Source organism: Pseudomonas sp. 2FE, assembly GCF_005503735.1.
In the GTDB taxonomy this organism is placed as follows: Bacteria; Pseudomonadota; Gammaproteobacteria; order Pseudomonadales; family Pseudomonadaceae; genus Aquipseudomonas.
Map to the genome: position 1 here is coordinate 475,749 of NZ_SCMO01000001.1, position 23,608 is coordinate 499,356.

23 protein-coding genes and 1 other RNA gene are annotated in these 23,608 nt (G+C 56.9%); 18 read left to right on the top strand and 6 right to left on the bottom strand.

Going from position 1 to position 23,608, the window contains the following annotated elements; all coding sequences use genetic code 11:
• Positions 1–5: 5 nt before the first annotated feature.
• The 12 genes from FFS12_RS02315 to FFS12_RS02370 all read left to right on the top strand — a co-directional run bounded on the left by FFS12_RS02315 (position 6) and on the right by FFS12_RS02370 (position 12,164).
• On the top strand, positions 6–1,328 hold the full coding sequence (locus FFS12_RS02315) for an AAA family ATPase (protein WP_137885348.1): 1,323 nt from the start codon (positions 6–8) through the stop codon (positions 1,326–1,328).
• 12 nt (positions 1,329–1,340) lie between these two features.
• Positions 1,341–2,135 carry a Flp pilus assembly protein CpaB gene (gene cpaB, locus FFS12_RS02320; protein ID WP_137885349.1) on the top strand — a complete coding sequence of 265 codons (795 nt, stop codon included), beginning with the start codon at positions 1,341–1,343 and terminating at the stop codon, positions 2,133–2,135.
• Positions 2,136–2,300: 165 nt separating this feature from the next.
• On the top strand, positions 2,301–3,818 hold the full coding sequence (locus tag FFS12_RS02325) for a type II and III secretion system protein family protein (RefSeq protein WP_137885350.1): 1,518 nt from the start codon (positions 2,301–2,303) through the stop codon (positions 3,816–3,818).
• A 12-nt stretch (positions 3,819–3,830) separates the two neighbouring features.
• Positions 3,831–4,103, top strand: coding sequence for a hypothetical protein (locus FFS12_RS02330; protein ID WP_137885351.1), 273 nt, complete (start codon positions 3,831–3,833; stop codon positions 4,101–4,103).
• A 73-nt stretch (positions 4,104–4,176) separates the two neighbouring features.
• Positions 4,177–5,391 carry a pilus assembly protein TadG-related protein gene (locus tag FFS12_RS02335; RefSeq protein WP_305955912.1) on the top strand — a complete coding sequence of 405 codons (1,215 nt, stop codon included), beginning with the start codon at positions 4,177–4,179 and terminating at the stop codon, positions 5,389–5,391.
• A gap of 10 nt (positions 5,392–5,401) precedes the next feature.
• Positions 5,402–5,881, top strand: a complete 480-nt coding sequence (locus tag FFS12_RS02340) for a TadE/TadG family type IV pilus assembly protein (protein WP_171011793.1) — start codon at positions 5,402–5,404, stop codon at positions 5,879–5,881.
• A complete protein-coding gene (locus FFS12_RS02345; protein WP_137885353.1) occupies positions 5,878–6,366 on the top strand; it encodes a TadE/TadG family type IV pilus assembly protein in 489 nt (162 codons plus the stop codon). The genes FFS12_RS02340 and FFS12_RS02345 overlap by 4 nt, the downstream gene beginning before the upstream one ends.
• Positions 6,360–7,580, top strand: a complete 1,221-nt coding sequence (locus FFS12_RS02350) for an AAA family ATPase (RefSeq protein WP_137885354.1) — start codon at positions 6,360–6,362, stop codon at positions 7,578–7,580. Before FFS12_RS02345 ends, FFS12_RS02350 begins: the two co-directional genes overlap by 7 nt.
• Before the next feature lie 3 nt (positions 7,581–7,583).
• Positions 7,584–9,020: a CpaF family protein gene (locus FFS12_RS02355; RefSeq protein ID WP_137885355.1), complete on the top strand. Its 1,437-nt coding sequence runs from the start codon at positions 7,584–7,586 to the stop codon at positions 9,018–9,020.
• Positions 9,020–10,006: a type II secretion system F family protein gene (locus FFS12_RS02360; RefSeq protein WP_137885356.1), complete on the top strand. Its 987-nt coding sequence runs from the start codon at positions 9,020–9,022 to the stop codon at positions 10,004–10,006. Before FFS12_RS02355 ends, FFS12_RS02360 begins: the two co-directional genes overlap by 1 nt.
• 141 nt (positions 10,007–10,147) lie before the next feature.
• On the top strand, positions 10,148–11,116 hold the full coding sequence (locus FFS12_RS02365) for a type II secretion system F family protein (protein WP_137885357.1): 969 nt from the start codon (positions 10,148–10,150) through the stop codon (positions 11,114–11,116).
• 1 nt (position 11,117) lies between these two features.
• Positions 11,118–12,164: a lipopolysaccharide assembly protein LapB gene (locus FFS12_RS02370; protein ID WP_137885358.1), complete on the top strand. Its 1,047-nt coding sequence runs from the start codon at positions 11,118–11,120 to the stop codon at positions 12,162–12,164.
• A gap of 185 nt (positions 12,165–12,349) precedes the next feature.
• On the opposite strand, the gene FFS12_RS02375 is transcribed toward FFS12_RS02370, so the two are convergent.
• Positions 12,350–12,628: an HU family DNA-binding protein gene (locus tag FFS12_RS02375; RefSeq protein ID WP_137885359.1), complete on the bottom strand. Its 279-nt coding sequence runs from the start codon at positions 12,626–12,628 to the stop codon at positions 12,350–12,352.
• Positions 12,629–13,034: 406 nt separating this feature from the next.
• Here FFS12_RS02375 and ffs point away from each other — a divergent pair.
• From ffs to FFS12_RS02410, 6 genes are all read left to right on the top strand, one after another.
• Positions 13,035–13,131: signal recognition particle sRNA small type (gene ffs, locus FFS12_RS02380), an RNA gene on the top strand.
• Positions 13,132–14,000: 869 nt separating this feature from the next.
• Positions 14,001–14,600 (top strand): hypothetical protein, encoded by a 600-nt coding sequence (locus FFS12_RS02390; RefSeq protein ID WP_137885360.1) that lies wholly within the window; start codon positions 14,001–14,003, stop codon positions 14,598–14,600.
• A 262-nt stretch (positions 14,601–14,862) separates the two neighbouring features.
• Entirely contained in the window at positions 14,863–15,000 is a 138-nt protein-coding gene (locus tag FFS12_RS19825) for a hypothetical protein (protein WP_171011794.1), read from the top strand.
• Positions 15,001–15,651: 651 nt separating this feature from the next.
• Positions 15,652–16,050, top strand: a complete 399-nt coding sequence (locus FFS12_RS02400; RefSeq protein WP_137885362.1) for a hypothetical protein — start codon at positions 15,652–15,654, stop codon at positions 16,048–16,050.
• Between the two features lie 74 nt (positions 16,051–16,124).
• On the top strand, positions 16,125–16,793 hold the full coding sequence (locus FFS12_RS02405) for a hypothetical protein (protein ID WP_256657247.1): 669 nt from the start codon (positions 16,125–16,127) through the stop codon (positions 16,791–16,793).
• Positions 16,794–16,820: 27 nt separating this feature from the next.
• A complete protein-coding gene (locus tag FFS12_RS02410; protein ID WP_137885363.1) occupies positions 16,821–17,435 on the top strand; it encodes a hypothetical protein in 615 nt (204 codons plus the stop codon).
• Positions 17,436–17,692: 257 nt separating this feature from the next.
• Here the strand turns inward: FFS12_RS02410 and FFS12_RS02415 are convergent, their stop codons facing one another.
• The 5 genes from FFS12_RS02415 to FFS12_RS02435 all read right to left on the bottom strand — a co-directional run bounded on the left by FFS12_RS02415 (position 17,693) and on the right by FFS12_RS02435 (position 23,230).
• Positions 17,693–18,403 (bottom strand): recombinase family protein, encoded by a 711-nt coding sequence (locus FFS12_RS02415; protein ID WP_137885364.1) that lies wholly within the window; start codon positions 18,401–18,403, stop codon positions 17,693–17,695.
• Positions 18,404–19,579: 1,176 nt separating this feature from the next.
• The gene (locus tag FFS12_RS02420; protein ID WP_137885365.1) at positions 19,580–20,344 is read right to left on the bottom strand and encodes an ArsR family transcriptional regulator; all 765 of its coding nucleotides are present in this window, start codon (positions 20,342–20,344) and stop codon (positions 19,580–19,582) included.
• Positions 20,345–20,799: 455 nt separating this feature from the next.
• Positions 20,800–21,099: a hypothetical protein gene (locus FFS12_RS02425; protein ID WP_137885366.1), complete on the bottom strand. Its 300-nt coding sequence runs from the start codon at positions 21,097–21,099 to the stop codon at positions 20,800–20,802.
• Positions 21,100–21,222: 123 nt separating this feature from the next.
• A complete protein-coding gene (locus FFS12_RS02430; protein ID WP_137885367.1) occupies positions 21,223–21,561 on the bottom strand; it encodes a hypothetical protein in 339 nt (112 codons plus the stop codon).
• A 349-nt stretch (positions 21,562–21,910) separates the two neighbouring features.
• Positions 21,911–23,230, bottom strand: coding sequence for a site-specific integrase (locus tag FFS12_RS02435; protein ID WP_137885368.1), 1,320 nt, complete (start codon positions 23,228–23,230; stop codon positions 21,911–21,913).
• Between the last annotated feature and the right edge of the window lie 378 nt (positions 23,231–23,608).

A 23,608-nucleotide genomic window follows, 5' to 3' on the forward strand; every position in this document is an offset into this window, starting at 1 on the left:
CTGTCATGTACGCCATCAGCGATAGCAGCTCCTACCCCAGCGAACGGGAAGCGGTGCAGCGGTTGGCTCCGCAGCCGCGCACTATCCGCGAGACAGGCCTGGCGGACAATTTTCTCGGTGATCTGGTGTGCAAGCACCTGCACGATGCCGGCGTGCTGGACATGTCGCGACTGGTGGAGCGCCTGGCGCTGACCGGCGCGGTGCTGGAAGAGATTCTCGCCTTTCTGCGCAAGGATGGCCGTGTCGAGGTGCTCGGCCAGGCCGGTGGCCAGACCCTGCGTTACGGCCTGACCGAGCGCGGCCGCAGCGCCGCCCGCGATGCGCTGTCGCGCAGCGGCTATATCGGCGCGGCTCCCTATCCGGTGAGTGCCTACCGTTCCCTGCTGAAGGTGCAGACCATCCACCATGGCCGCATCACCGCGCGCGACATGCGTTCCGCCTTCGGCGGGGTGGTGCTCGCGGAGGCCATGCTCGACCAATTGGGCGTGGCGATGAACTCCGGGCGCGCCATCATGATTTACGGCCCTGCGGGCACCGGCAAGACCTATATCAGTAGCCGGTTGATCCGCCTGTTCGCCGAGGCCATCTGGGTGCCCCATGCCATCGCGATCAACGAAGCCGTGATCGAGATCTACGACCCCCAGGTACACCAACGCCTGGATGACGACGAGCAGCAGAACAGCCTGCTGCTCAATGAAGGGATCGATCGTCGACTACTCTGCTGTAAACGACCGATCGTCATCACCGGCGGTGAATTGAGCATGGAACAGCTGGATATCCGCTACGACCCCTTCACCCGCCAGTACCAGGCTCCCTTGCAGCTCAAGGCCAGCAATGGCCTGTTCATCATCGATGACATGGGCCGCCAGCGCATGGCCCCGGCCGAGCTGCTGAATCGCTGGATAGTGCCGATGGAAGAGAAGCGCGACTTCCTCAACCTCGGCGGCGGGCGCCACTGCGAGCTGCCGTTCGATCTGATCCTGGTGTTTTCCACCAATCTCAACCCCTTGGAGCTGGCCGATGAGGCCTTCCTCCGGCGGATTGGCTACAAGCTGCACTTCAACTACCTCCAACCGGAAGAGTACGAGCGCATCTGGCGCCAGGAAACCGAGCGTCTGGGTATCGCCTTTGACCCGCTCCTGCTGCGCTATGTGCTGCAAGGCCTGTATGAGGCCGAGGGCATGCCGCTGGTGCCCTGCCATCCGCGTGACCTGCTCGGCATGGCGCTGGACCGCCAGCGTTACCTGGACGGTTCCGGGCCGTTGTCCCCCAGCGAGCTGGAGTGGGCCTGGCGCAACTACTTCGTCCAACTCGATTTACTTGGATAAGGAGTCACAGACATGAGTTCTCGTACTCTCACCCTGGTTGCCCTTTCCCTGATCCTGGGCCTGGGCGCCGCCTGGATGGCCAATAACTGGCTCAGTGCTCGGCTGAATGCCAGCCCGGACGACAACCTGCAGAACGTGGTGGTGGCCACGATGGAGATTCCCTTCGGGCAGATGGTCGAGGCCCAGCAGGTCACCGTGGTGCGCATGCCCAAGGACACGGTGCCGGACGATGCCTTCGATGCTACCGACAAGGTGGTGGGCAAGATCGCCACCTTCGCCATGTTGCGCGGCGACATCCTGCGCGGGGCGCGTATGGCCGAGCACCTGGGGGGCAGCACACTGGCCTCGCTGATCGAGCGGGACAAGCGCGCCATCTCGGTGCGGGTGGACGATGTGGTCGGCGTGGGCGGCTTCCTGCTGCCGGGCAACCGGGTCGATGTGCTGGCGACAAAGAAGGTTGGCAACAACAGCAATGCCGAAGCCGAAACCATTCTCGAGGACCTGCGCGTGCTTGCCGTGGACCAGACCGCCAGCACCGACAAGACCCAGCCGGTGGTGGTGCGCGCGGTGACCCTGGAGATGGCCCCGGAACAGGGGGAAATCCTGGTCAAGGCGATGACCGAAGGGAAGCTGCAACTGGCTCTGCGCAACCCGCTTGACAACCAGAAGAAGCCGCCGCTGCCAGTGGCGCAACAGTCGGCACCGGCTCCGGCGGCGCCCAAGCCGGTGGTGCGCCGTAGCGGTGGCGGTGGCGGTATCACCGTGATTCGCGGTACCGAAGTCAATGTGGCGAAAGCGCAGCTATAAGAAAGCGCAGCTATAAGTTGTAGGGCGCAATCGCCGTAGGCATTGCACCGGGGGCGGTCCCGCCGAGCATCGGAGGGTTCGGGGTAGGCGGTGCATTGCCCTGGCGGGCGAATGCACCCTACGGGCTGTAAGCAGGCAAGCGGCATAACAAGCAAGGAGTAGTACATGGACACCATCCAGAGACTCGGGACATACGCGCTGCACACCTTGGGCGCATGGCTGCTGTTGTTGGCCGCAGTGCAGGCGGCCGAGCCGCTGCCGGCGGTGAGAGCCATGCCGGCGGCGAATACCGGCCATATCCAAGTGCCGATCTACAAGTCGCGGGTGCTCAGTACGCGCTCGCCGGTCAAGCGGATCTCGGTCGGCAACCCGGAAATCGCCGATATCCTGGTCACCAGTCCGACCCAGCTCTATCTGCTGGGCCGTTCCCTGGGCAGCACCAACGTGCTGCTGTGGGACAGCGGCAACCGTCTGATCGAAACCCTCGACCTCGAAGTGGTGCATGACCTCGACGGGTTGAAGAGCAAGCTGCACCAGTTGCTGCCCAACGAGCGCATCGAGGTGTTCAGCGCCCAGGGCGCCCTGGTGCTGCGTGGCCAGGTGAGCAGCGCGGCGGCCATGGATACCGCCGTCAAGCTGGCCAAGACCTATACCGCGCAAACTTCGAGCGTGGTGCAGGGTGAGGGCGAGGCCGCCGTGGCGGCGCCGACCCAGACGCTGGATGTGATCAATCTGCTCACCGTCGGCGGCAGCCAGCAGGTGATGCTGGAGGTCAAAGTGGCGGAGATGCAGCGCAGCCTGGTCAAGAATCTCAACGTGCGCTTCAACGCCCTGGACTTCGGCTCTTCCAGCCGCTGGAGCGGGGGCGGTTTCAACAATGGTCAGGGGCTAGGCCTGACCCCCGGAGGTGGCGCGGTTCTTCCACCCGCTTCGCTCATCGGCGGTGGTACGGGCTTATTTGCCCAGTTCCTCTCGGACGAATTCCTCTTCAACGTGGTGCTGGAGGCGTCCAAGGACAATGGCTCGGCCAAGGTATTGGCGGAACCGACCCTGACCACCCTCACCGGGCAGCAGGCGGAGTTCATTTCCGGTGGTGAGTTCCCGGTTCCTATCACCGAGGACGATGGCATCACCATCGAATACAAGGAATTCGGGGTCGGGGTGAAGTTCCTTCCGGTGGTGCTCGATTCCGGGCGCATCAACCTCAACCTGAATGTCTCGGTGAGCGAGCTTTCCAATGTCAACTCGCTGGTGCTGGATACCGGCCTGGACAGCATTTTGGGTGAGGGGGTAACCCAAGTCATCCCTTCGCTGACCAAGCGCAGCGCCGAGTCCACCGTCGAACTCGGCAATGGTCAGACCATCGCCATCGCCGGTTTGATCAGCGAGAACACCCGCGATTTCGTCAGCCGTTTCCCGGGGCTGGGCGATATCCCAGTGCTGGGGCATCTGTTCCGCAGCCAGTCGTTCATCAATGGCGAAACTGAACTGGTGATCCTGGTGACACCCCACCTGGCCAAGCCGGTGGATGCCAGGGCCGTGCGCCTGCCCACCGAGAAATTCGTCGAGCCGAGCGACCTGGACTTCTACCTGCTCGGCAAGACCAAGGGGCGTGAGCCAGGGCGCTCGGTTCCCGTCAGCCTCGGGGTCAGCGAGGGCAGCTTTGGCCATGACCTCAACTAGGAGACAGCGACCATGAAAACCATGATGCCCCTTTGCCTGCTGGTATCCGCGCTGTCCGGCTGCATGACTTACGAGGAAGGTCGGGTCGGTACGCTGGGCTACAGCGTCTATCAGACCAGTTATCAGCAGATCGCCGACAAGGAGCGGGCCGCCAACCCAGGTACGGAAGTTTCGCCAACCGGCACCGATGGCCCTTTGACCGAGAAGGTCATGGACGGTTTCCGTGGCGTCACCGGCGATGCGGAGCAGGTCGGCCAGCCAATCCAGATCAATATCGGTAACTGAGGACTTGATGATGAAACCCCGTATCCAACGGCCGTTCACCGCGACGCCGGGGCGCCAGCGGGGGGCGGTAATAGTGCTGATCGTGATTGCGCTGGCATCCATGCTGCTGATGGGCGCCCTGGCGCTGGACGGCGGCCATATGCTGCTGAACAAGACGCGCCTGCAGAACGCCGTGGACGCCGCCGCACTGAGCGGTGCCAAGACCCTTCAGCAGGTGCTGGGCACGGGCAATGCTTCCACGCTGTCACGGGATGCCGCGCTGAATACGCTTTCGCAGAATGCCAACGCCAGCGGCAACAGCGAGCTGGCGACGGCCATCGGCGGCAATATCGCCGGTTTCGCGGTGGTGGAGCTGGCCAACAGTGTCTACGGCCCCTTCTCCTTCCCGGGGCCGGCGGATGCCAGCTTTGTCCGGGTGACGGTGCCGACCTACCCCCTGACCGGATTCTTCTGGGACTTCGCCCAGTCGTTCGGCAATGCGGCTCTGGCGGACAAGGCTGTAGCGGCCATCGCTACCGCGGGACCGCCACCGTGCGGGGTCGTTCCCATAATGGTGTGCGGCGATCCGACTAAACACGACCCTAAGAATGGCAATTTTTGGGGGTATAAATTTGGTGATTTGGTAACGCTGACGTGCGGTACTCCCGGCAGCCCAAGCGCCGGCAACTGTCAGTTATTGGATTTACCCGGCGCTTCCGGTGCCGCGGATATTCGAGAGGCCTTTTGCAACGGAATTAAACAGTGCGTGGGAGGATCGGTCGATACCAAGCCCGGTATGAGTTGGGGCCCGGTGGCCCAGGGCTTGAATACCCGTCTGGGGCTGTACAACGGTCCTGTCGATGCCACTTGCCAGCCGGATCTGTACACCGATTACAGCAAGCCGCTGGTGACCATGAACGGCGAACCTCCGACCCCGATGTACCAGGGCAATGAGGTCACCTCCAATAGTGGCGACCTATCGACCGATGCCGACGATGTACTCGATATCAAGGATTGGCAAGAGGCCAGCGAAACCTGCGTCAATAACCCAGGAACATGCACGGGCAAGCGCGAGCGGCGCGTTCTTAATGTCGTGATTGGAAACTGTGCGGCAGCGGGGAGCGGGGTCACTACGCTACCGGTGTTTGGAACCGGTTGCTTCTATCTATCCCAGGAGGTGGAGCAAGGTGCTGTGAAGGAGGTGTTCGGCCAGTTTGTCGAGGATTGCGGGGGCGCTGATCAGACGACAATCCAACTGTATAAGACCTATATCGGCAACGGTGTCGGTGTGCCAAGCACCGACTCCTAGGAGGTATGCGATGCGCAGTCATGGGAGCACGCGGCCAAGGGCCCAGCGTGGGGTCGCGATGGTGGAGTTCGCCATCACCCTGCCGTTGTTACTGCTCATGCTGCTGGCCATTGGCGAGTTCGGCCGCATGCTCTACCAGTACAACAGTCTGCTGCAGGCCAGCCGCGATGCCAGCCGCTATGCCGCCGGCGCAGTCTGGGACAGTGGGACCGAGCCGGGTGAGTTGTTGAAAACGCGGATCAAGAATGTCGCCGTGTATGGCGTGCCGTCCAGCCCGGCCGGCTTCCCGCCGGTGGTGCCGGGGTTGACTGCCGCCGACGTGACGGTCAGCACCGTGGGTACCGAGCATGTGCAGGTGAGCATCACCTACAACTTCTGCCCGGTGATCGGTGCGGGCAATTGTGGCGGTAGCCTGCCGGGCTTCTTCGGTAACGCGATCGCGCTGAATATCCCGCTGATCGCCACCACTGTCATGAGGGTGCTGCAATGAACGGCAAACGCATGCGCGGCGTTTACGTGGTGGAGTTCGCCATCATTGGCCTGCTGCTGTTCACCTTGCTATTCGGCGTGCTGGAAATGGGGCGGCTGTACTTCACGGTCAACGGCCTGGACGAGGTGGTGCGGCGTGGCGCGCGTCTGGCGGCAGTGTGCCAAATCAGCGATCCGGTGATCTTGCGCCGGGCGATCTTCAATGCGGCCACTGACAGCGGCGCCAGTGGCCTGATCGGCAATCTGCAGACGGCGAATCTGACCCTGACCTACCTGGACGAGAACGGCGCCGTGGTGGCCAACCCCAATGATGGCGATGCCGGCTTTTCCTCCATCCGTTACGTGCAACTCAGTATCGTGAATTTCCCCTTCACCTTATTGATCCCTGGTTTTGCCGGCAGCTTTAGCCTGCCGGCGTTCAGGGCAACCTTGCCCCGTGAAAGTCTCGGCTTCGATGGCGAGACTGAGGTACCCACACCATGTTAAAGCTCAGAGAAGCCCCCGCGCCATCCAGTTCGCCGAGTAAACAGGGATTGCGCCTGTTGATCAGCAGTCGCGACGCGGCGGCCTTGAACCATCTGAAAACTTTAAGCCAGCGCCTGCCCAGCCTGCAGGTGATCACGCGGCTGGTGAGCAACGGCCATACCGATCCGCTGTATGGGCTGGAGCAGATGCCTGATTTCCTCTTGCTGCGCGTCAGCCACCTGTGGCGCGAGGAACTGGCGGCGCTGTTGCAGCACCCGGCGCAGGAGCGCCCACCACTGCTGGTCTGTGGGCCACTGGACGAGCGCGAGGGCATGCGCCTGGCAATGCAGGCCGGCGCCCGTGACTTTCTGCCGGAGCCGGTGGCAGCAGAGGAGTTGCTGGCGGCTCTCGGCCGTATGCTTATGGAGGCTCAGGCGGGGCAGGCGACGGGCGGCAAACTGATCGCGGTGATGAATGCCAAGGGCGGCTCGGGCGCCACCATGCTGGCCTGTAATCTAGCCCATCAGCTCAGTGCCCGTGGCGGCAGAACCCTGCTGCTGGACCTGGATCTGCAGTTCGGCAGCGTGGCCCACTGCCTGGACGTGATACCAGCGCACAGCCATGTGGAGGTTCTGCAGCAGGTCGAGGCGCTGGACAGCGTCGCCTTGCGCGGCTTTTGCAGCCATTTCAGCCCGACCCTGCATGTGCTTGGCGGGCGTACCGGGGAGCTGTGCCTGTCGCAGGATGTGCGCCTGGAGCAGTTGGAGGCGCTGCTGCGTCTGGCACGCAGCACCTATGACTGGGTGGTGGTGGATTTGCCGCGGCAGATCGACCACCTCACCGGCGTCACCCTGGAGCAGGCCGACCGGGTCTACATCCTGGTGCAGCAGAGTCTCAGCCATCTGAAGGACGCCACCCGCCTGGTGCGCATCCTGCGTGACGACCTGGGGGTGCAGGGCAATCGCCTGCAGGTGGTGGTCAACCGCTACAACAAGGCTTCGCCGGTCAGCCTCAAGGATATTGCCGAGTCGCTGCGCTGCGCGGATCTGCAGAAACTGCCCAACGACTATGCGGTGGTCTGTGAAAGCCAGAACACCGGGGTGCCGCTGGAGCTCCATGCGCCGCGGGCCCCCGTGACCCTCGGCATGCGCGAGCTGAGTCAGGCGTTGCTCGGCACCGAGGCTGCCGAGCAGAGCTTGCTGCAACGTACCTTTGGCCGACTGTTCAGGGGATAGACCATGCTCAGCGAATTTCGCAATCGCCTGCGTCAGCAGCCCGGTAAGAATGTTCCGGCAGCCCAGCAGGAGGCACAAGCCAAGAGCGAGGACTCTGCCGGTGCCCCTATGGCCTGGGAGGCCAGTGCACCGGATGCGCTCTACGAGACCAGAACCCAGCTCAACCCGATGGAAACCGAGTGGCGGGAGAAGATCTACCAGCAGTTGCTCAAAGTCATGGATCTGTCACTGCTGGATACCTTGGAGCCGGTCGAGGCGGGGCGGCAGATCCGCGAGATTAGCCAGCGGCTGCTGGACGAGCATTCGGCGCCAGTGAGTGCCAGCAGCCGCCAGCTGATCATCAAGCAGATCACCGACGAAGTGCTCGGCCTGGGGCCGCTGGAACCACTGCTGGCCGACCACAGCGTGTCCGACATCCTGGTCAACGGGCATGCCTCGGTGTATGTCGAGCGCCACGGCAAGCTGCAGCGAACCGATGTGCGTTTTCGCGACGATCAGCATCTGCTGAATATCATCGACCGCATCGTCTCCAGCCTGGGGCGGCGCATCGACGAATCCTCGCCGCTGGTGGATGCCAGATTGAAGGACGGTTCGCGGGTCAACGCGATCATTCCACCCCTGGCCATTGACGGGCCGAGCATGTCGATCCGTCGTTTCGCGGTGGACCTGCTCAATACCGAAAGCCTGGTGCAGATGGGCACCCTAACGCCGGCCATCGCCTTGATGCTCAAGGCTATCGTCCGCGGGCGGTTGAATGTGTTGATCTCTGGCGGCACTGGCAGCGGCAAGACCACCATGCTCAATGTGCTGTCCAGTTTCATTCCGCATAACGAACGCATCGTCACCATCGAGGATTCGGCCGAGTTGCAGCTGCAGCAGCCTCATGTGGTGCGCTTGGAAACCCGCCCATCGAACATCGAGGGGCGCGGCGAGGTGAACCAGCGCGAGCTGGTGCGCAACAGCCTGCGTATGCGCCCGGATCGCATCGTCATCGGCGAGGTGCGCGGCGCCGAGGCGCTGGACATGCTGACGGCAATGAACACCGGCCACGACGGCTCGCTGACCACTATTCACGCCAATACCCCACGGGATGCCTTGGGGCGGGTCGAGAACATGGTGTCCATGACCGGTGCCACCTTTCCGATCAAGGCCCTGCGCCAGCAGATCGCTTCGGCCATCGATGTGGTGGTCCAGCTGGAACGTCAGGAGGATGGCAAGCGGCGCCTGGTCAGCGTGCAGGAAATCAACGGCATGGAGGGCGAGATCATCACCATGACCGAGATTTTCGCTTTCGTCCGCAGCGGCATGGGCGAACATGGCGAAGTGCTGGGCGAGTTCCGCCCGACGGGCATGGTGCCGGCCTTCCGCGACGTGATGGCCAAGCGCGGCATCGAGTTGCCGCTTAACCTGTTCCGCCCGGAATGGATGGAGGGGCAGTAATGAATCAGATCCCCAGTGAATTCATCCTGGCGTTCCTCGGCATGGTGTTCACCGCCATCTTCCTCCTCAGCCAGGGGCTGGTGGTGCCGGTGTTCGGTGAGGCAGGCAAGGTGCGCAAACGTATTCGCAGCCGCTTGCACTTGCTGGAGCGGGCCAGCAACCTGCCGAATATGCAGACGGTGTTGCGGCAAAAGTACCTCAAACGCCTGTCGCCGCTGGAGGCCCGCCTGGAGCAGTTACCGGCTATGGAGGCCCTGGCGCAGATGATCGAGCAGGCTGGGCATGGCTACCGCGCCTATCGAGTGCTGCTGCTCGGGCTGGTTTTGGCCGTGGCCGCGGGCATTCTGCTTTGGTTGTTCACGCAGCTCTGGTGGGTGGCGATTCCGCTGGCCTTGGCGGTGTTCTGGTTGCCGCTGTTGAAGATCTCCAGCGATCGCGGTAAGCGCTTCGCCCAGTTCGAGGAGGGGTTGCCGGATGCCCTGGATGCCATGTGCCGAGCCCTGCGTGCCGGGCATCCGTTCAACGAGACCCTGCAACTGGTGGCCGAGGAGCATAAGGGGCCGGTGGCCCATGAGTTCGGCCTGACCTTCGCCGATATCAACTACGGCAATGATGTGCGCCGGGCCATGCTTGGCCTGCTGGAGCGCATGCCGAGCATGACGGTGATGATGCTGGTGACCTCGGTGCTGATCCACCGCGACACCGGTGGCAACCTGACCGAGGTACTGGAGCGGTTGAGCAGCCTGATTCGCGGCCGTTTCCGCTTTCAGCGCAAGGTCAAGACCCTCTCGGCTGAGGGGCGGATGTCGGGCTGGATATTGGTGGCTGTGCCCTTTGTGTTGGCTGCGGCGATTGTGCTCTCGAGCCCAACCTATTTGCCCTTGCTGATCAAGGAACCCTTGGGGCAGAAGCTGGTCATGGCGGCTTTTGTTGCCATGCTGATTGGAATTTTCTGGATACGTAAAATCATCCGTATCCAAGTTTAAGGAAGGTCTGAAATAGTCGTCATCCCCGCGCACGCGGGGATCCAGGGTTCAGCAGTGCCTGGGCTCCCGCTTTCGCGGGAACGACGAAGATCACTTTTCAACATTTCCTTAAGAGCAAAAAGCCTAGGGGAGGAGGGTGCCATGGACTATCTGCTAAGTCTGCTCAATCGGGCGGTGGGCAACGAGGAGCTGGCGCGCCTGTTGTTCGTCACTGCCATCGGCCTGAGCGCGGTGTTCGCTGTGGTTACCCTGGCATTGCTGGTGTTGGGGTTGCAGGACCCGGTGCAGCGCCGCCTTACGCTGATTAAACGCGGTCATGGCGGGGGGAGCCACGGGCAGGAGGCGCCAAGCAACCTGCAGCTGATGCTGGAGCAGGTGGGTCAGCGCTTTACCTCCGGCGAGCAGGGACAGGCCTCGACCACCCGAACCCTGCTGACGCACGCGGGTTATCGCTCGCCCGCGGCTGTGCAGATGTACTGGGCGGTTCGCCTGCTGTCGCCACTAATACTGCTGGGCCTTACGCTGCTGGTTTTGCCATTTATCCCGAAGTTGTCCCTGGTCATGGGCATTGCACTGGTGGTTGCGGCATTCGGTGTGGGTTGGCTGACGCCGGCAATCTATGTCGATAAGCGCAAGCAGGCGCGGATGACTCGGCTGCTCGTTGCCTTCCCCGATGCCTTGGATTTGATGGTGGTCTGTGTGGAGTCGGGCCTGGCCTTGCCCCAGGCTATCGAGCGGGTGGCCGAAGAGATGGCGGTCAGTCAGCCGGAGTTGGCGGTGGAACTGGCTCTGGTCAACTCGGAGATTCGCGCCGGAATCCCCAGTAGCGAGGCGCTCAAACACCTGGCCGAGCGCACCGGCTTGGAGGACATTCGCGGGCTGGTCAGCTTGCTGGCGCAGAGCATCCGCTTCGGCACCAGTGTCGCCGCCACCCTGCGCATCTATGCCGAAGAGTTTCGCGACCGCCGCACTCAGGCCGCCGAAGAAATGGCGGCGAAAATCGGCACCAAGCTGGTATTCCCACTAATCTTCTGTCTGTGGCCGAGCTTTTTCCTGGTGGCCATCGGTCCTGCAATCATTGGGGTGTTTAAAGTTTTCGGGAAGCTATGACATGAACAGGAACTGTCTGCTGTTGGCCATGATGGCCGTGCTGTCAGGATGTCAGACCATGGGGCCGGAGCAGGCGATTGGCAGCCGCTCGATCTACACCGGTGACAATTCGCTGCTCTATCAGGTGCAAAAGGAGATCAGCTCGCCCGATCAGGCCATGCAGATGGCCGCGATGGCTTACCAGGCAGGCAATCTGGATCAGGCTCTGTTCCAGTATCTGCGAGCCATCGAACTGGACCCTGAGCGCTATGCCGCTCTGGTGTGGGTGGGCCGCATCCACCGCGAACGGGGCAATACCCAGCTCGCCGAGATGGCTTTCGCCGATGTGCTGAAGAATGATCCGGACAACCTCGAAGCCCTGACGGAGATGGGCCTGCTGAACCTGGCCAGGCGCAATCACGAGCGTGCGCAGGAGCTGTTGTTCAAGGCGGTCGCTGTGGACCAGAAGCGTCTTGGTAACGGCAAGGGCGACAGTCTGCCTGGCGTGGCTGAGCTCAAGGTGGACAGCCAGTCGCCGCTCAAGGTCTACAACGGCCTCGGCGTGCTCGCGGATCTGCGCAACGACTTCCCGCAGGCCGAGGCCTATTATCGGCTGGCCATGCTTATCGAGCCGCATTCCGCGCTGGTGCAGAACAGCCAGGGCTATTCCTATTACCTGGCCGGGCAGTGGCCCGAAGCCGAGCGCATGTACCAGCGTGGCATGAGCTACGACGCCACCTACAAGCCGCTCTGGCGCAACTATGGGTTATTACTGGCACGCATGGAGCGTTATGAGGAGGCTGTCTCCGCCTTTGAACAGATCGAGACACGTGCCGAAGCCAGCAATGATGTCGGTTACGTATGCCTGGTGGAAGGCAAGCTGGACGTGGCCGAGCAGTTCTTTCGCAGCGCGATCGAACAGTCGCCAGCGCATTACGCCACAGCCTGGGAAAACCTGAACAGGGTTCAGCAGATCAGGCAGATTCGGCAACTGGGGGGCAGTCAGCCGGTGGCCGAATCCGTTGCGTCCGCCCCTGGCGTTGAAGTGACCGCGGTAGCGGTACCCTGACGGGCAGTGGCGTAGGGTGGATTAGCCGCACAGCGGCGTAATCCACCATCCCGCAGAAACGAGCGTTCCGCACAAGGCGAGGCGTTCATTCGAGACCGAATCATGCCGATCAATCGGTTCGTGGTGGTGAAAGCCCCTTCGGGGATTCCACCCTACTATCTGGTGTGGCTCATATCTGCTGAGGCTTAGTTGATCGCGTCAGTCAGAGCCTTGGCCGGTACGTATTTCACGACTTTCTTCGCGGCGATCTCGATCGCCTTACCGGTCTGCGGGTTACGGCCGGTGCGCGCTGGGCGATCAGTCACCTTCAATTTACCAATGCCAGGCAAGGTGATTTCGTCATGGTTTTCCAGTGCATCACTGACGATCTCGCTCAGCTGTTCCAGCACTGCGCGCACGGTCGCTTTCGGCGCGTCGGTGGCTTCGGCGATATCGGTGATCAGTTGGTCTTTAGTCATTGCCATGGTGTTGCTCCGTTAAGTGGATAGTTGGGCTCCAGGCCGGCGTTCCGGCTGTGCGCCAGAGGGTGAGAGGCTCAGACGGCCAACTCGTTCCCGGCCTGGAAAGGCCCGCACGCTAGCACAAAAGCCCTAATACTTGAGGGGCATGGCGCAAATGCTGGGCCTTTGTATCTCGGCCTCTTCCCATGGCGGGCTCCAAGCAAGCATTGGCTAGCGAGAAATACAGGCGCATCGTCGCTTGTCCGAGCTGTCTTCCGGGCTGGCGCAACTGGTCGCGAGTTCCCGCCTATAGGAAGATGCAAGTGCTTGTCGCGGATATCTTTTTAATCCGCAGCCGGCAGTTGTAAGTTGCCGACAAGCCGGTACAATGGCGCGGCCCTCCATCTGGAGGGCTTCGTTATGGTGACCCCATCGGTCCCCCCGCAACGATCAGCCGTGAACCCGGTCAGGCCTGGAAGGGAGCAGCCGCAGCGGTGAAATTGTGTGCCGGGGTGTGGCTGGTGGGGTTGCCTCCAGTCTCTAGGTATTTGATTATAAAAGACTTTTCACGCCAAAAATCGAAGAGTGGAACAGCGTTTAGGTACACCGCAGTGGTGCACCGTGCGACGCATCGTATCTGTTCGCTCGGTCTCTTCAAAGCTCAATTCAGCATCCACTTCACCCATCTTCTCGGTGGACGGCTATTCTCGTGCTAGGTCTCGTATTCACGTGATAAAGCGCGGGGTAGGGGGGATGCAGGCGTTTTCTGTCCTTGTTTTGCTTGCAGCGTTTGGGGTGGCTCATGGGGCTACCTTTGATAGCTACGAGTGCCTAGATGATTGCTCGGGCCACCAAGCTGGCTACGACTGGGCAGAGGAGAACGATATTGACGATGACTCTGCGTGTAGTACGAATTCACCTTCATTCAACGAAGGTTGTCAGTCATTCGTGGATGGGGGAGGTGGGGTCATTGATGATGAGGATGACTCGGGTTGGGACGACGATGAAGAGGATGACGAGTAGTAAGCGACCCTGCTGAGGAAGCAGGCTTCAATGGTTGGCCAGTCCTGCAGTTCGTTGCTCTGGTGGAGTTGCTTGCCTAGTTCGTCGGCGGGTTCAAATCCCTATCTCCCCGCCACTCATTAAGAAGGCCTCGTAAATCAATGGTTTACGGGGCTTTTCATTTCTTGGCTGTACTACTCAATTGTACTACTCAAGTCCCTCCAGTTACGCCCTCTGACCTACCTCCAGTAAACCTCCATTCGACTCTGGCTTGGGTGGCAATCTGCTGCCTAAGCGGTGTGTTCCTCGGTTGTGCTGCGCTCTGCGCTATGGGATGAGATTTCGCTGTTAGGATGAGTTTCAGCGAGGCAGGGATCATGGGGGGCTGGGTAGAATGAACGCACAACAGGCAGTGGAAGCGATACAAGCCGAGGTACAGAAAGCCAAGGCTCAAGGAAACCAGATCATCACTGTAGAGAGTCTTGAGTCATACCTAGGGTCGCTGGCTCAACACATCGTGACTCAGGCTCCGCTAGAGCAGGCGGGCCTAGATTTCCAAAAACAAGCCCATGAGCACAGGCACCAATCTGAGCAGGCGCTGTTTCGCACAGTGATTGATAGTGGGCAAGTGGCTTTGAAAAGTAGCTTGCTGATTGGGGGTGGTGCGGCGGCGGCTCTGTTGGCCTTCGCTAGCTCGGCATGGAAGAGTTTGAAGCCCGAGGGGCTTGAGTTCCTAGGGCTTGGGGTGTTGCTACTTGCTATCAGTGTTCTCTGTGTCGGCGTGGCTGCCGGGTTCACTTACCTTTCGCAGAGCTTTTATCACGATGGTATGGGCAAGTCTGACGACTGCCGAGAAGACAAGATCGGAGACGGATTTCTCTACGCAACCCTCGGACTAGTGATCGTGTCATATCTGCTGTACGGAGTGGCTTGCTGGTATGTATACCGGATGATGCAGTCGTTCAGCGTCATAGCTCCGTTCCCTGTTGGTTAAGCACTAACTCCTTTTCGAAACAGCGGAACAAGCCCCTCCATTTTTCAGACTGACCACATGCCGGGGGGTTGTACGGGCTGGGAAAAATTAGGAATTCCGGTTCGCTGGTAATGACGGCACCAAGCACAACCTACGCCTGAGCGCCCTTTCGCAGAGGTTCACCAAACTGAAACGAGCAGAAGGATTCGGTGAATACCACGTCTTTCACAGCTTCAGGAAATGTACGGCAACACAGCTACTTCAATGCGGTGCGTCACCTATCATGATCCCTGCAATTCTCGGGCATGAGTTCGGCCATATCTCGCTTGACGTGTATTTCGCTGGGCCGAGCTACGACCAGAAGAAAGAAGCTATTGAGAAGCTGGAGTTTAACTTCAATATCAAACAGAGCAGCCTGTGAGGCTCTCGGAGACGCTTTAAGCTGTTACCCCTGAACAGGGTAGCTCTTAGAAGCTGTAAATGGCTTGCAGAGCCTTGCAGGGGCTATTCTATTCCGTCACAAGATAGAAGAGCGAAGCTGTGGACACTGCTCAGCAGGGGAAACACCTTGTCCAAAGGACAACATTCCATTGTGTCGCACAATAGAAAGCGAAGCGAGCGACAGCGAGTAGAGCGCCCCATCATGGGAATTTCTATTCGGTCACATATTACTAAGCATAGGCCAGCCTATGCGATGGACTCCCCTTGTAAGGGATACATACGACAGGTTGACCTGTCGTTAGGAGTATTATCTATTTTATGGGGGATAAATTATTAATTTATTATCCCCCCCCCCACTACTCAACGAAAATACAATTCAACACTGAATACCATTCAAGCTGGCCTGTCGGGACAGGCTGTTGCGCTTGTGTGCAGGAAGCATCAGGGCTTCGCCCACAGGGAGTACAATTGATAGCTTATCGGCTCCCGCTCCGCTCTCGCCTCCTGACTGTCGTCAGACGCTATCCCGTGCAAAACTCTGTGTTACACACGATTACACTGCACACGATTGCACAGAGGTGGCGTGTGATCCTACAATCACCTCCTATACGAACACACAGGGGCATTGCACATGGCTGTAGCACAGAAAGTCAAATGGGACGAAGAAAAGAAACAAGAGGCTATTGCAGCATGGAAAGCCAGTAATCAAGGGGCTAGCGTCTGGTGTGACGGGATGAAGTTCACCCTGAGAGATGGCACCATTGTACATAAACCAGCATATGCCACTTTCAAGAAATGGGATGGTGTAGTCACCAAGCCCAAGGCTGCCACTAAGAGTGCTAGCGCCACTACCCTGATGGCTGAGTTTGAAGAAGCGTTGGCGAAGCAGGAGGAAACCAAGGAACAGAAATTCTTGAAATTCCTCAAGGCCAAGCGCACAGAGCTGGAGGCTGCACTGGCTGATGTAGAGGCGGAGATTGCCAAGCTTGAGCCTGAACCAGCTAGCACGCTGGAGACTGTAGGCGACTAAATCGCTCTACTCTACACATAAGCCCGCTCATGGTGGGTTTTGTTCATCCTGCAAGCCAAAAATGGATACTGGCCATGCAAGCACTAAAGATAGGCAGCAATCATTTTGAAATCGACAACCACCCTGACGTGTGTCCGCATTGCCACCACGCAATTAAAGCTGAATTCATTGAAGCACTAATGTACAACTCTGGAAAATGTATAGATGCTGCTTACAGATGCCCAAAAAATGATTGCCACAGACTATTTGTAGCCGTATTTAAAAGGCTCCAAGTTAATTTTACAGAGCTTTCTAAACACTTCGCTCTTCAGGTAACATACCCAAGGAACCCCATAGCACCGGACATCCCCGAAGAGGCAAAAGAAGTATCACCACAGTTTGTGGAAATATTTACACAATCAGCCAAGGCCGAGGCATTTGAACTTAGTGCAATTGCTGGGGTTGGCTACCGAAAAGCACTTGAGTTTCTTATTAAAGACTATTGCACCACAAAATTCCCTGACAAAGCAGACGAAGTAAAATCAAGACCTCTTGGACAGGTGATAGACACCTACGTGGACAACGAAAATATCAAACAGTGTGCAAAACGGGCTGTTTGGCTTGGAAACGATGAAACGCATTATGTCAGGACTTGGATTGACAAGGACATCAAAGACCTGAAACTTCTAATCAAGTTGACCGTAGGATGGATCGAGCAGGCGATTATCACAGAACAACTGATACAAGACATGCAAAAGCCGTAGCCCACCCAACGAACAAGGACGATTACTTTGGCGATTGAGGATTCCGACCCAGAGCGTAGAAATCTGACTGTAATGTCAGCAGCATTCATCATCTACTACCTAGCGGGAGGTAGCTTCAAGAACAACGAGATAACACTTGAAGTGGTGAACATCAACTTCTCACGCCCTACGGTCTTGGCTGTAATCGCATGGCTGATGCTGTTCTGGTTCATTTACAGGTACTGGCAAACACATCAAGACCACTTCAGGAACGCATTCCCCGCCGAGTTTGTGAAACAGCAGTCCAGCGCCACCCTGAAAAGACACTTGGACTCAACCCTCCCCAAGCAAGCAGATGACCCACAGCAAAGCTACTTCCCCAGCGGTGTCTGGTGGAACGGAAACCGGGTAAAAGTTGGATACATCAATGCCACTAGCATCAGCAGAAGCGCGTCAGGGCACCGGGCTCTAATAAGCCACGAGGGAAACGTTAGATCCGGAGAGTTACATCTTAGCGGCATCAAGGGCTGGTCTGTCGCCCTTCTTCTGACATGCAAGACATTCATCGCTGAGCCCAGCTTTGCCGGTTACATCGTGCCATACTTACTAGCCGCATTCGCGATTACATTAGGCGTGGCGAACTACGTTACCCAAGTGCTCTGAACCAGCCCCCACTCCCGCCGCCGGAGCGACTTTGCACATGGGGTGGGGGTGTTTTGTAGTAGCTGGCCAGAAATAATGGAAGCCGGGTTTATGCCCGCACCGCTTAACCAATTGCACACAGGCCGAATAGAAACGGCTGATTTATAGAAATAAGACAGGAGGCTCTACAAGAGCTTCTGAGCGATGCCGTGTAAGATGATGTATGTGTGTGTATAGGGGAAGGGCTCTATAGAGCTTGTAGGGGCTTACAAAGGCTGTCAGACGAATGCCAATGACAGACTCTTCATCACGCGGGCTACCTGCACTGCGTGCCATTCGCTACCAGTGGGTGTGGTGACAGCACGTGTGTTGAGGAACGTCGCTACAGCACGAAGAGAAGCAGCGCCCTTACTAATAGCATGGATGATGTGTGGTTCTACTGCGTAGGCGAAGGCTTTAGCCTTGGCTGCTGTGGCTTCTGTACCAAGGGTGCGGGATACACTATTACGGCCCTTGGCTAGAGCTGTAGCCCTACGGGCTATTTTAGCAACACTCTCGACACACCCCCCGTCTGCACGATCCTTGAGGGCTGCCAGAGCGTCCTTTGTGCGTTGGCTGATGAACTGGCGTTCCTGTTCCGCTAGAGCTGCGAATAGGTGAAGCTGGAAGGCGTCTGCATGGGGCATCGTTGCAACTTTGAATGCAGCTCTCTTCATCAAGCCTGCAATGTGTTCAACGTCTCTCGACAAACGGTCAAGCTTGGCCACAACCAGCACAGCGGAGAATTCTTTACAGGCGTTCAGAGCCTTGATGCACTCCTGACGTTCTGTAGGAGCTACAGCGCCACTTTCTGTGTCTGTGAACTCTGCTATCACATGCCAGCCATTCTGGCGGGCCGCTGCTTCTATATAGGAACGCTGAGCTTCCAAACCTAATCCTGACTTGTCTTGCTTGGCTGTAGACACTCGGTAGTAAGAAACAACGTTCATTTTGTGTTTCCTCTTGGCGTGCATGCAGTGTAACACGCACAACCTGTTTGTGTAACACCAATGAACGTTCGTTCTAGCACTGTTACACAACCATCTATCAGAGCTGTTGCACAAAAATAGATGTGTAAGGCCCAAGCGCCAGCTTGACATTCCCTAACACCTGAATGTTGAACATGTCTTGTATTCTCTCGCCACAAAACTGTTGACAGCAGCGTTTGACTGTGATCTTCGCTCGCCCATTCCATTTATCTCATCGAAAAGAGCAAAGCGGAGAAAGAGAACGCGTTTTGCTTATCAGCAGGGGGACGAGTCGCCCTTAGAATGAGGGCTACAGACGTGCTACACTTAATCCGCCCTACTTTAGTAATGAAGAGCGTTAAGGTTTAACCCCAGTTTACATAGGATATTGATCAATTATTAACCAATCAATATCTCGCAAGGCTCGACATGCTGGCGCCCATCCATCACAACGGCAAAGGCAAGAACGGAAGAGCGGGCATCAGATTTCATCTGTTATGTATGCCCCCTACACTCCATCCTGGGAACTGTTCAGCAGGGGGCTTGCATGTGGGCGTCCCGCCCTATCAGGGCTATCTATCTAGCTGGAGACCTATCTAGCCTGGGAATGACATTAGCTTTTCGTCTACGACTCTTGGCTACTCGCCAACCCGCTAATGCTGGTTACATAGAAAACTCCGTTTTGCTGACTCTGGTAACAGAGTTATCCAACTAACGAGAGAACAACGATGACCTTCCGGTCGAACATAAATCAAAATCAAAATTTTACACAAATCCAGTTCTTGCTCCTGCCTTTGATCTCATTCATTAGTGCAAACAGGTTAACGGAGTTAACATTAGTAACACTCACACCTTCGGTGTACAGTTAGCACAATTCAGAGAAGATCAAGATCAAGATCAAGATCAAGATCAAGATTTGTGTAGACTTCGTTCATTTGTACGGAGTACGACAGTTAAATATGTGTTGAGCCAACGTCCAGCGAATAGCTGGCTTGAGTTGACGATAGTATTACTTACGATAGTGTTGCGTTAGCTCATGCTAGCGAAGCACGTCGAGTTACACTCTCTCTCTTATATATAAGGAAAGTTGCAAACCCCTTGATTTCAGTGGCCTGTGGAGGTGTTTCCCCATAGGTTTTTCTAAAAAACCATGGAAGTCTACGCAGCAATTTGCACAGGTCGTACACGGTGATCGTGCATAACAAATTGGCTATCATGTTGAATCTGGTGGCCAGCTTCCACTGTCTGATGACGATACCATGTTTCAATGGCATTACCCTGTAGGTAATCATTGCCACGGAACACCAGTCTCGGATTGATCAGCAGTTTGATTTCACCCTTACGCATATTGCCAGTGCGGGAGGTGAACACCCTGAGCAGCCCAGCCTCAACCAGTTTGGCCAGTTTGGCGGATAGGTTCGACTCATTCACTTCAAGATGTTTGGAGAGATCGGTCTGTGTCATGACGATGACATTGCGATACAGCGCTATCTCGTGCAACTTGAGTAGCAACGCCATCATCGGCCTGCTGATTCGATAGTCTTCACCGTTTCGAAAACGCTCACCCAGCGCCGCGTCCTGCGCATCGAGCAATGCGCTTTTGGTGTGCGAGGGGAGCTCGCGGCGGTCAACATGCTGATCTCGGTAGTTGTGCCAATCATCCACGCTCAGGCACTCGTCGGGCGCTTTATGGGGGCGCGGACGAGAGAGCGTGTGGGATGCTGATGCTTGGGCATACTCGCCTAGAATCTCGCCAGTCTCTTTGTCAACAATGAAACCGTTGACAAGATCGGCTCGCTTTTCCACGAGTGCGAGATGGATATCGGGTAGCTCGTATCCGGTTACGTCTTGAATGGTGCTAGGGGTGTCGCAGGAATTGGGGGTGACGCAGTTGTCCATATTTTTCTCCTTGTTCAAGTTCATTTCGATAGGCGTTTCCTCGGGATATCCCGTTGGTTTGGCTGGTATTTGCCGGTTGTGTTGATGCTGCTACTTTTACAAACCCCAGAAACGACAAAGCCTCCGTGCAATGCACTGCGTTTCCGCAATGGTCGCGTAGAGGCTTCGGGTGTCTGGCTCTGCTCTTTCGAACAGGGAGCAGATACTACATGAAACGGCTTGCTTGTCAAGCTGTTATTGCGAGTGGTTGGTGAGTTGCTTTTCTAGGGCAAGCACTTAGAGGCCGCTGATCCGTTCGCGGTTACTTCACTGTCGTGTATTGTGCCTACAGTGCGTTCTGGATGGCGCTGAAATGTTAGCTGTAGGTTGGCTATGGCCAATAGAGTATCGTGGCTTATACGATGTCTTGGAGGGTGTTAGTTCATTGTTAGTAGGGTTCGGTGAGCGAAGCGAACGGCTTGAACCGTTTGTTAGGCTATTCACCATGCTGCAATGGTAACCAGTATGTAGACTATCGCTAGAGCAAGAAAAGGTATGTGGAGTTTATAGTTTTGCTTGAGTTCACAGAGCAGCTCGTCTCGTTTTTTCTTTGCAAGGTATTCTTGTAGAAGATCTTGCTCAGCTTTTTCGAGTTGCTCTGCTCTGGAACGAATATAAAGAGCTTTTGCTTGTGCTTCATTTCCATTCGATTCTGCATAAGCTTTTGCCCACAGCCCAGGGATCACCGGCTGATGCTTAAGCTCTTCGCTCACTTGAGTGTAAAATCGTTCATCTTGCATATGCTTGCCTAACGTTTGTGCTAACCGGCGAGCAAAAGCGTAGCTTTTGCGAGTCCAGTGAGCGAAGCGAATTGCACAAAAAGCTGCGCAGTGCAGGGTGTCCGATGCAGCGTCTTGTTTGCACTATATCTTGAGGGCATGGTTATCTTCGAGGTATTTAATTACCTTTCTAAGCCCTTGCATGATCATCAGCTGATTGGCGCCAAACTTATAATGCCCGTTAGTTGAGAAGTTTTTCAGATGTTGTTCGTCTAGACCTGTTGGCCAGAAATATTTCTCCTTCCTTTCGTTACCGTATGAGTCACGATATGCAATCGGATATCGAAACTCACGGCCTTCACCTTCCCACTCACCACCGGGTCCATAATTTTGGATATTCGAGTTGTAGCAATTGTCTCCAATGAGCCGTTCCAAATTAACGAGTAGGAGTTGTAGTCTCTTTTCTTTCTCTGCCTGGTTCACATATCTACCCTCATAGAGTGCTAACTACTATTAGGCGACATGCCAAGTTGCATTTTTTGTCGCGACTGCATGTCATATAACGTTCCTTGTCGTCTTGTAAGTCCTTGTCTAGCTTAGAGGTGGTCACGGAAAACGCGACATCACTCAGGAAGAAACGCGACACGGACGGCAAGCCAAGGCCGCTCAATTAGCTTAGGCTGCAGACCAAACAACGCCAGTCATTTGCCACCATTCTGACTAGTAGCCCCTTCTGGCCGATCTCTGCCTGCTATGCGGCACACAGGCATGACGGCTAGTCGGATGCAAGCTGGCGGTCAGGCGGGAATGCAAACGCATTGGTTTTTACCTGTCACGTCCTTGACTGCTCCGGCATCCAGTCAAGATATTGCAGTGCTTCCAGCATCGCCTTGAGTGGAGTTCGGCTTCCGTAGATTCCAAACGTGACAGAGTTGTCTTCGTGACCAACCATGCGTTTCACAAGTGAGTCCTGAACTCCCGCATCTCGCATATCGTCAATGAAGGTGTGTCGGAAGCTGTGAAAGGTTTTGCGAGCATCGGTGACGCCTTGCTTGTGTTTGTAACGGCTGAACCATTTGCTTGGTGCATGCCCCAGCTTATCTCGTGTGGGCTCAAGCTCTGGGAACAGACGTACAACGCCACTAGATTTGATCTGATGCACATGCCCCACAAATCCAAGGTCAATAAGGGCTGGGTGTAGGGGGATGACACGACGACTGCTGCCATTTTTTAGGTTCTGATCTTCGCGGCTATCATCGAAGCGGAGGCACGGAATGCCTTGCACCTCGGCTATGTCTTCGACATGTAGTTGGCAAAGCTCTTCAAGTCGTGCACCAGTGTATCGACCCAGCAGCGGGAGCCAGTAACGCCATAGATGTTTACGTGCTTCGGTTCGTAGGGCGTTCAGGTCAAGCAGCTTGCGTAAGTCTCCATTTTCAAACGACAGCCGGGCGTCTTTCGCTGATCCCGTCATCACCTTTAGACCTGATAACGGATTCTCTTTCACGTACCCATTGGCCTTGCACCAATTCATGAACGCAGAGAGCTTACGTAGTCGATTATTGACGGTAACGGCACTGATAGTTTTATACGTCTTCTCAGCCTCAACAACCTGACGTAGCGTCATACCTTCAAACTCTGGGCGAAGTCCGAAGTATTGCGGGCAACGGCTCAGTCGATCCTTGAGGATGCGTGCTTGCTCTACGTCGAAGGCTGCCGCAGGCATATCCCCCATCAATTCAAATAGATCGCGTAAGGCTCGTTCCACTTCAAAGGTGCTGACGGTTCGCCATGTACCGCCACGTTTCCCTTCTTCTATATATAGCTTCGACAGAGTGCTCAGATTGGGGCCGTTAGCAGGAGTGGTGGTGAGGGCGCTGCTATGGGCTCTGGTAGGCGGCTGGAGAGCCGTTGGGGTAGGGATGCTACTTCGCCATGTTGCACACAGAGCACTCAGCCTACGGGGCTCTGTAAGCGGCTGCGAGGCTATGTGCTCATGCACTCGTTGGGTGAGAGAGCTTGCTAGGAATAAGGCAGCTTTACGCTCTGTGACGCCCAGACTCAGACGCAGAGTGTGACGGTGCGGATATAGGTGCTTAGGTAGCCGCAAGTTCAGATAGTAGACGGCCCCGCGTCGGGTTATGTAAGCCAAAGTGGTACACCGAAGTGGTACAGCAAAGTGGAACAATGCTGGTCACACCCCAGATTTTTTGCGCCTCTCAGAACGTAATAACCCGCCTGAAATGGTGCTGGAAGCGAACCCATCAGAACCCCATCAGCCCAGACGCAGTGCGGCTTTCAGCAAACTGCGAGCATGCTTGCATGCCACCCCGGTCAGGCCTGGAAGGGAGCAGCCGCAGCGGTGAAATTGTGTGCCGGGGTGTGGCTGGTGGGGTTGCCTCCAGTTTCAAGTGGCCATTCAGCTTCAGCGCGCCACGATCTCTCGATATCCCCTGACTTCCTCATTCGCCCCAGTGCATGGATAGGCGAGCGCATCGGATGCAATTTGCCCCGGGCTCCGCTAGGATTA

Coding starts and splice junctions, on each gene's coding strand:
- FFS12_RS02315 (WP_137885348.1), top strand. CDS start 6: ATGTACGCCATCAGCGATAGCAGCTCCTACCCCAGCGAACGGGAAGCG.
- cpaB (WP_137885349.1), top strand. CDS start 1,341: ATGAGTTCTCGTACTCTCACCCTGGTTGCCCTTTCCCTGATCCTGGGC.
- FFS12_RS02325 (WP_137885350.1), top strand. CDS start 2,301: ATGGACACCATCCAGAGACTCGGGACATACGCGCTGCACACCTTGGGC.
- FFS12_RS02330 (WP_137885351.1), top strand. CDS start 3,831: ATGAAAACCATGATGCCCCTTTGCCTGCTGGTATCCGCGCTGTCCGGC.
- FFS12_RS02340 (WP_171011793.1), top strand. CDS start 5,402: ATGCGCAGTCATGGGAGCACGCGGCCAAGGGCCCAGCGTGGGGTCGCG.
- FFS12_RS02345 (WP_137885353.1), top strand. CDS start 5,878: ATGAACGGCAAACGCATGCGCGGCGTTTACGTGGTGGAGTTCGCCATC.
- FFS12_RS02350 (WP_137885354.1), top strand. CDS start 6,360: ATGTTAAAGCTCAGAGAAGCCCCCGCGCCATCCAGTTCGCCGAGTAAA.
- FFS12_RS02355 (WP_137885355.1), top strand. CDS start 7,584: ATGCTCAGCGAATTTCGCAATCGCCTGCGTCAGCAGCCCGGTAAGAAT.
- FFS12_RS02360 (WP_137885356.1), top strand. CDS start 9,020: ATGAATCAGATCCCCAGTGAATTCATCCTGGCGTTCCTCGGCATGGTG.
- FFS12_RS02365 (WP_137885357.1), top strand. CDS start 10,148: ATGGACTATCTGCTAAGTCTGCTCAATCGGGCGGTGGGCAACGAGGAG.
- FFS12_RS02370 (WP_137885358.1), top strand. CDS start 11,118: ATGAACAGGAACTGTCTGCTGTTGGCCATGATGGCCGTGCTGTCAGGA.
- FFS12_RS02375 (WP_137885359.1), bottom strand. CDS start 12,628: ATGGCAATGACTAAAGACCAACTGATCACCGATATCGCCGAAGCCACC.
- FFS12_RS02390 (WP_137885360.1), top strand. CDS start 14,001: ATGAACGCACAACAGGCAGTGGAAGCGATACAAGCCGAGGTACAGAAA.
- FFS12_RS19825 (WP_171011794.1), top strand. CDS start 14,863: ATGATCCCTGCAATTCTCGGGCATGAGTTCGGCCATATCTCGCTTGAC.
- FFS12_RS02400 (WP_137885362.1), top strand. CDS start 15,652: ATGGCTGTAGCACAGAAAGTCAAATGGGACGAAGAAAAGAAACAAGAG.
- FFS12_RS02405 (WP_256657247.1), top strand. CDS start 16,125: ATGCAAGCACTAAAGATAGGCAGCAATCATTTTGAAATCGACAACCAC.
- FFS12_RS02415 (WP_137885364.1), bottom strand. CDS start 18,403: ATGAACGTTGTTTCTTACTACCGAGTGTCTACAGCCAAGCAAGACAAG.
- FFS12_RS02420 (WP_137885365.1), bottom strand. CDS start 20,344: ATGAACTTGAACAAGGAGAAAAATATGGACAACTGCGTCACCCCCAAT.
- FFS12_RS02425 (WP_137885366.1), bottom strand. CDS start 21,099: ATGCAAGATGAACGATTTTACACTCAAGTGAGCGAAGAGCTTAAGCAT.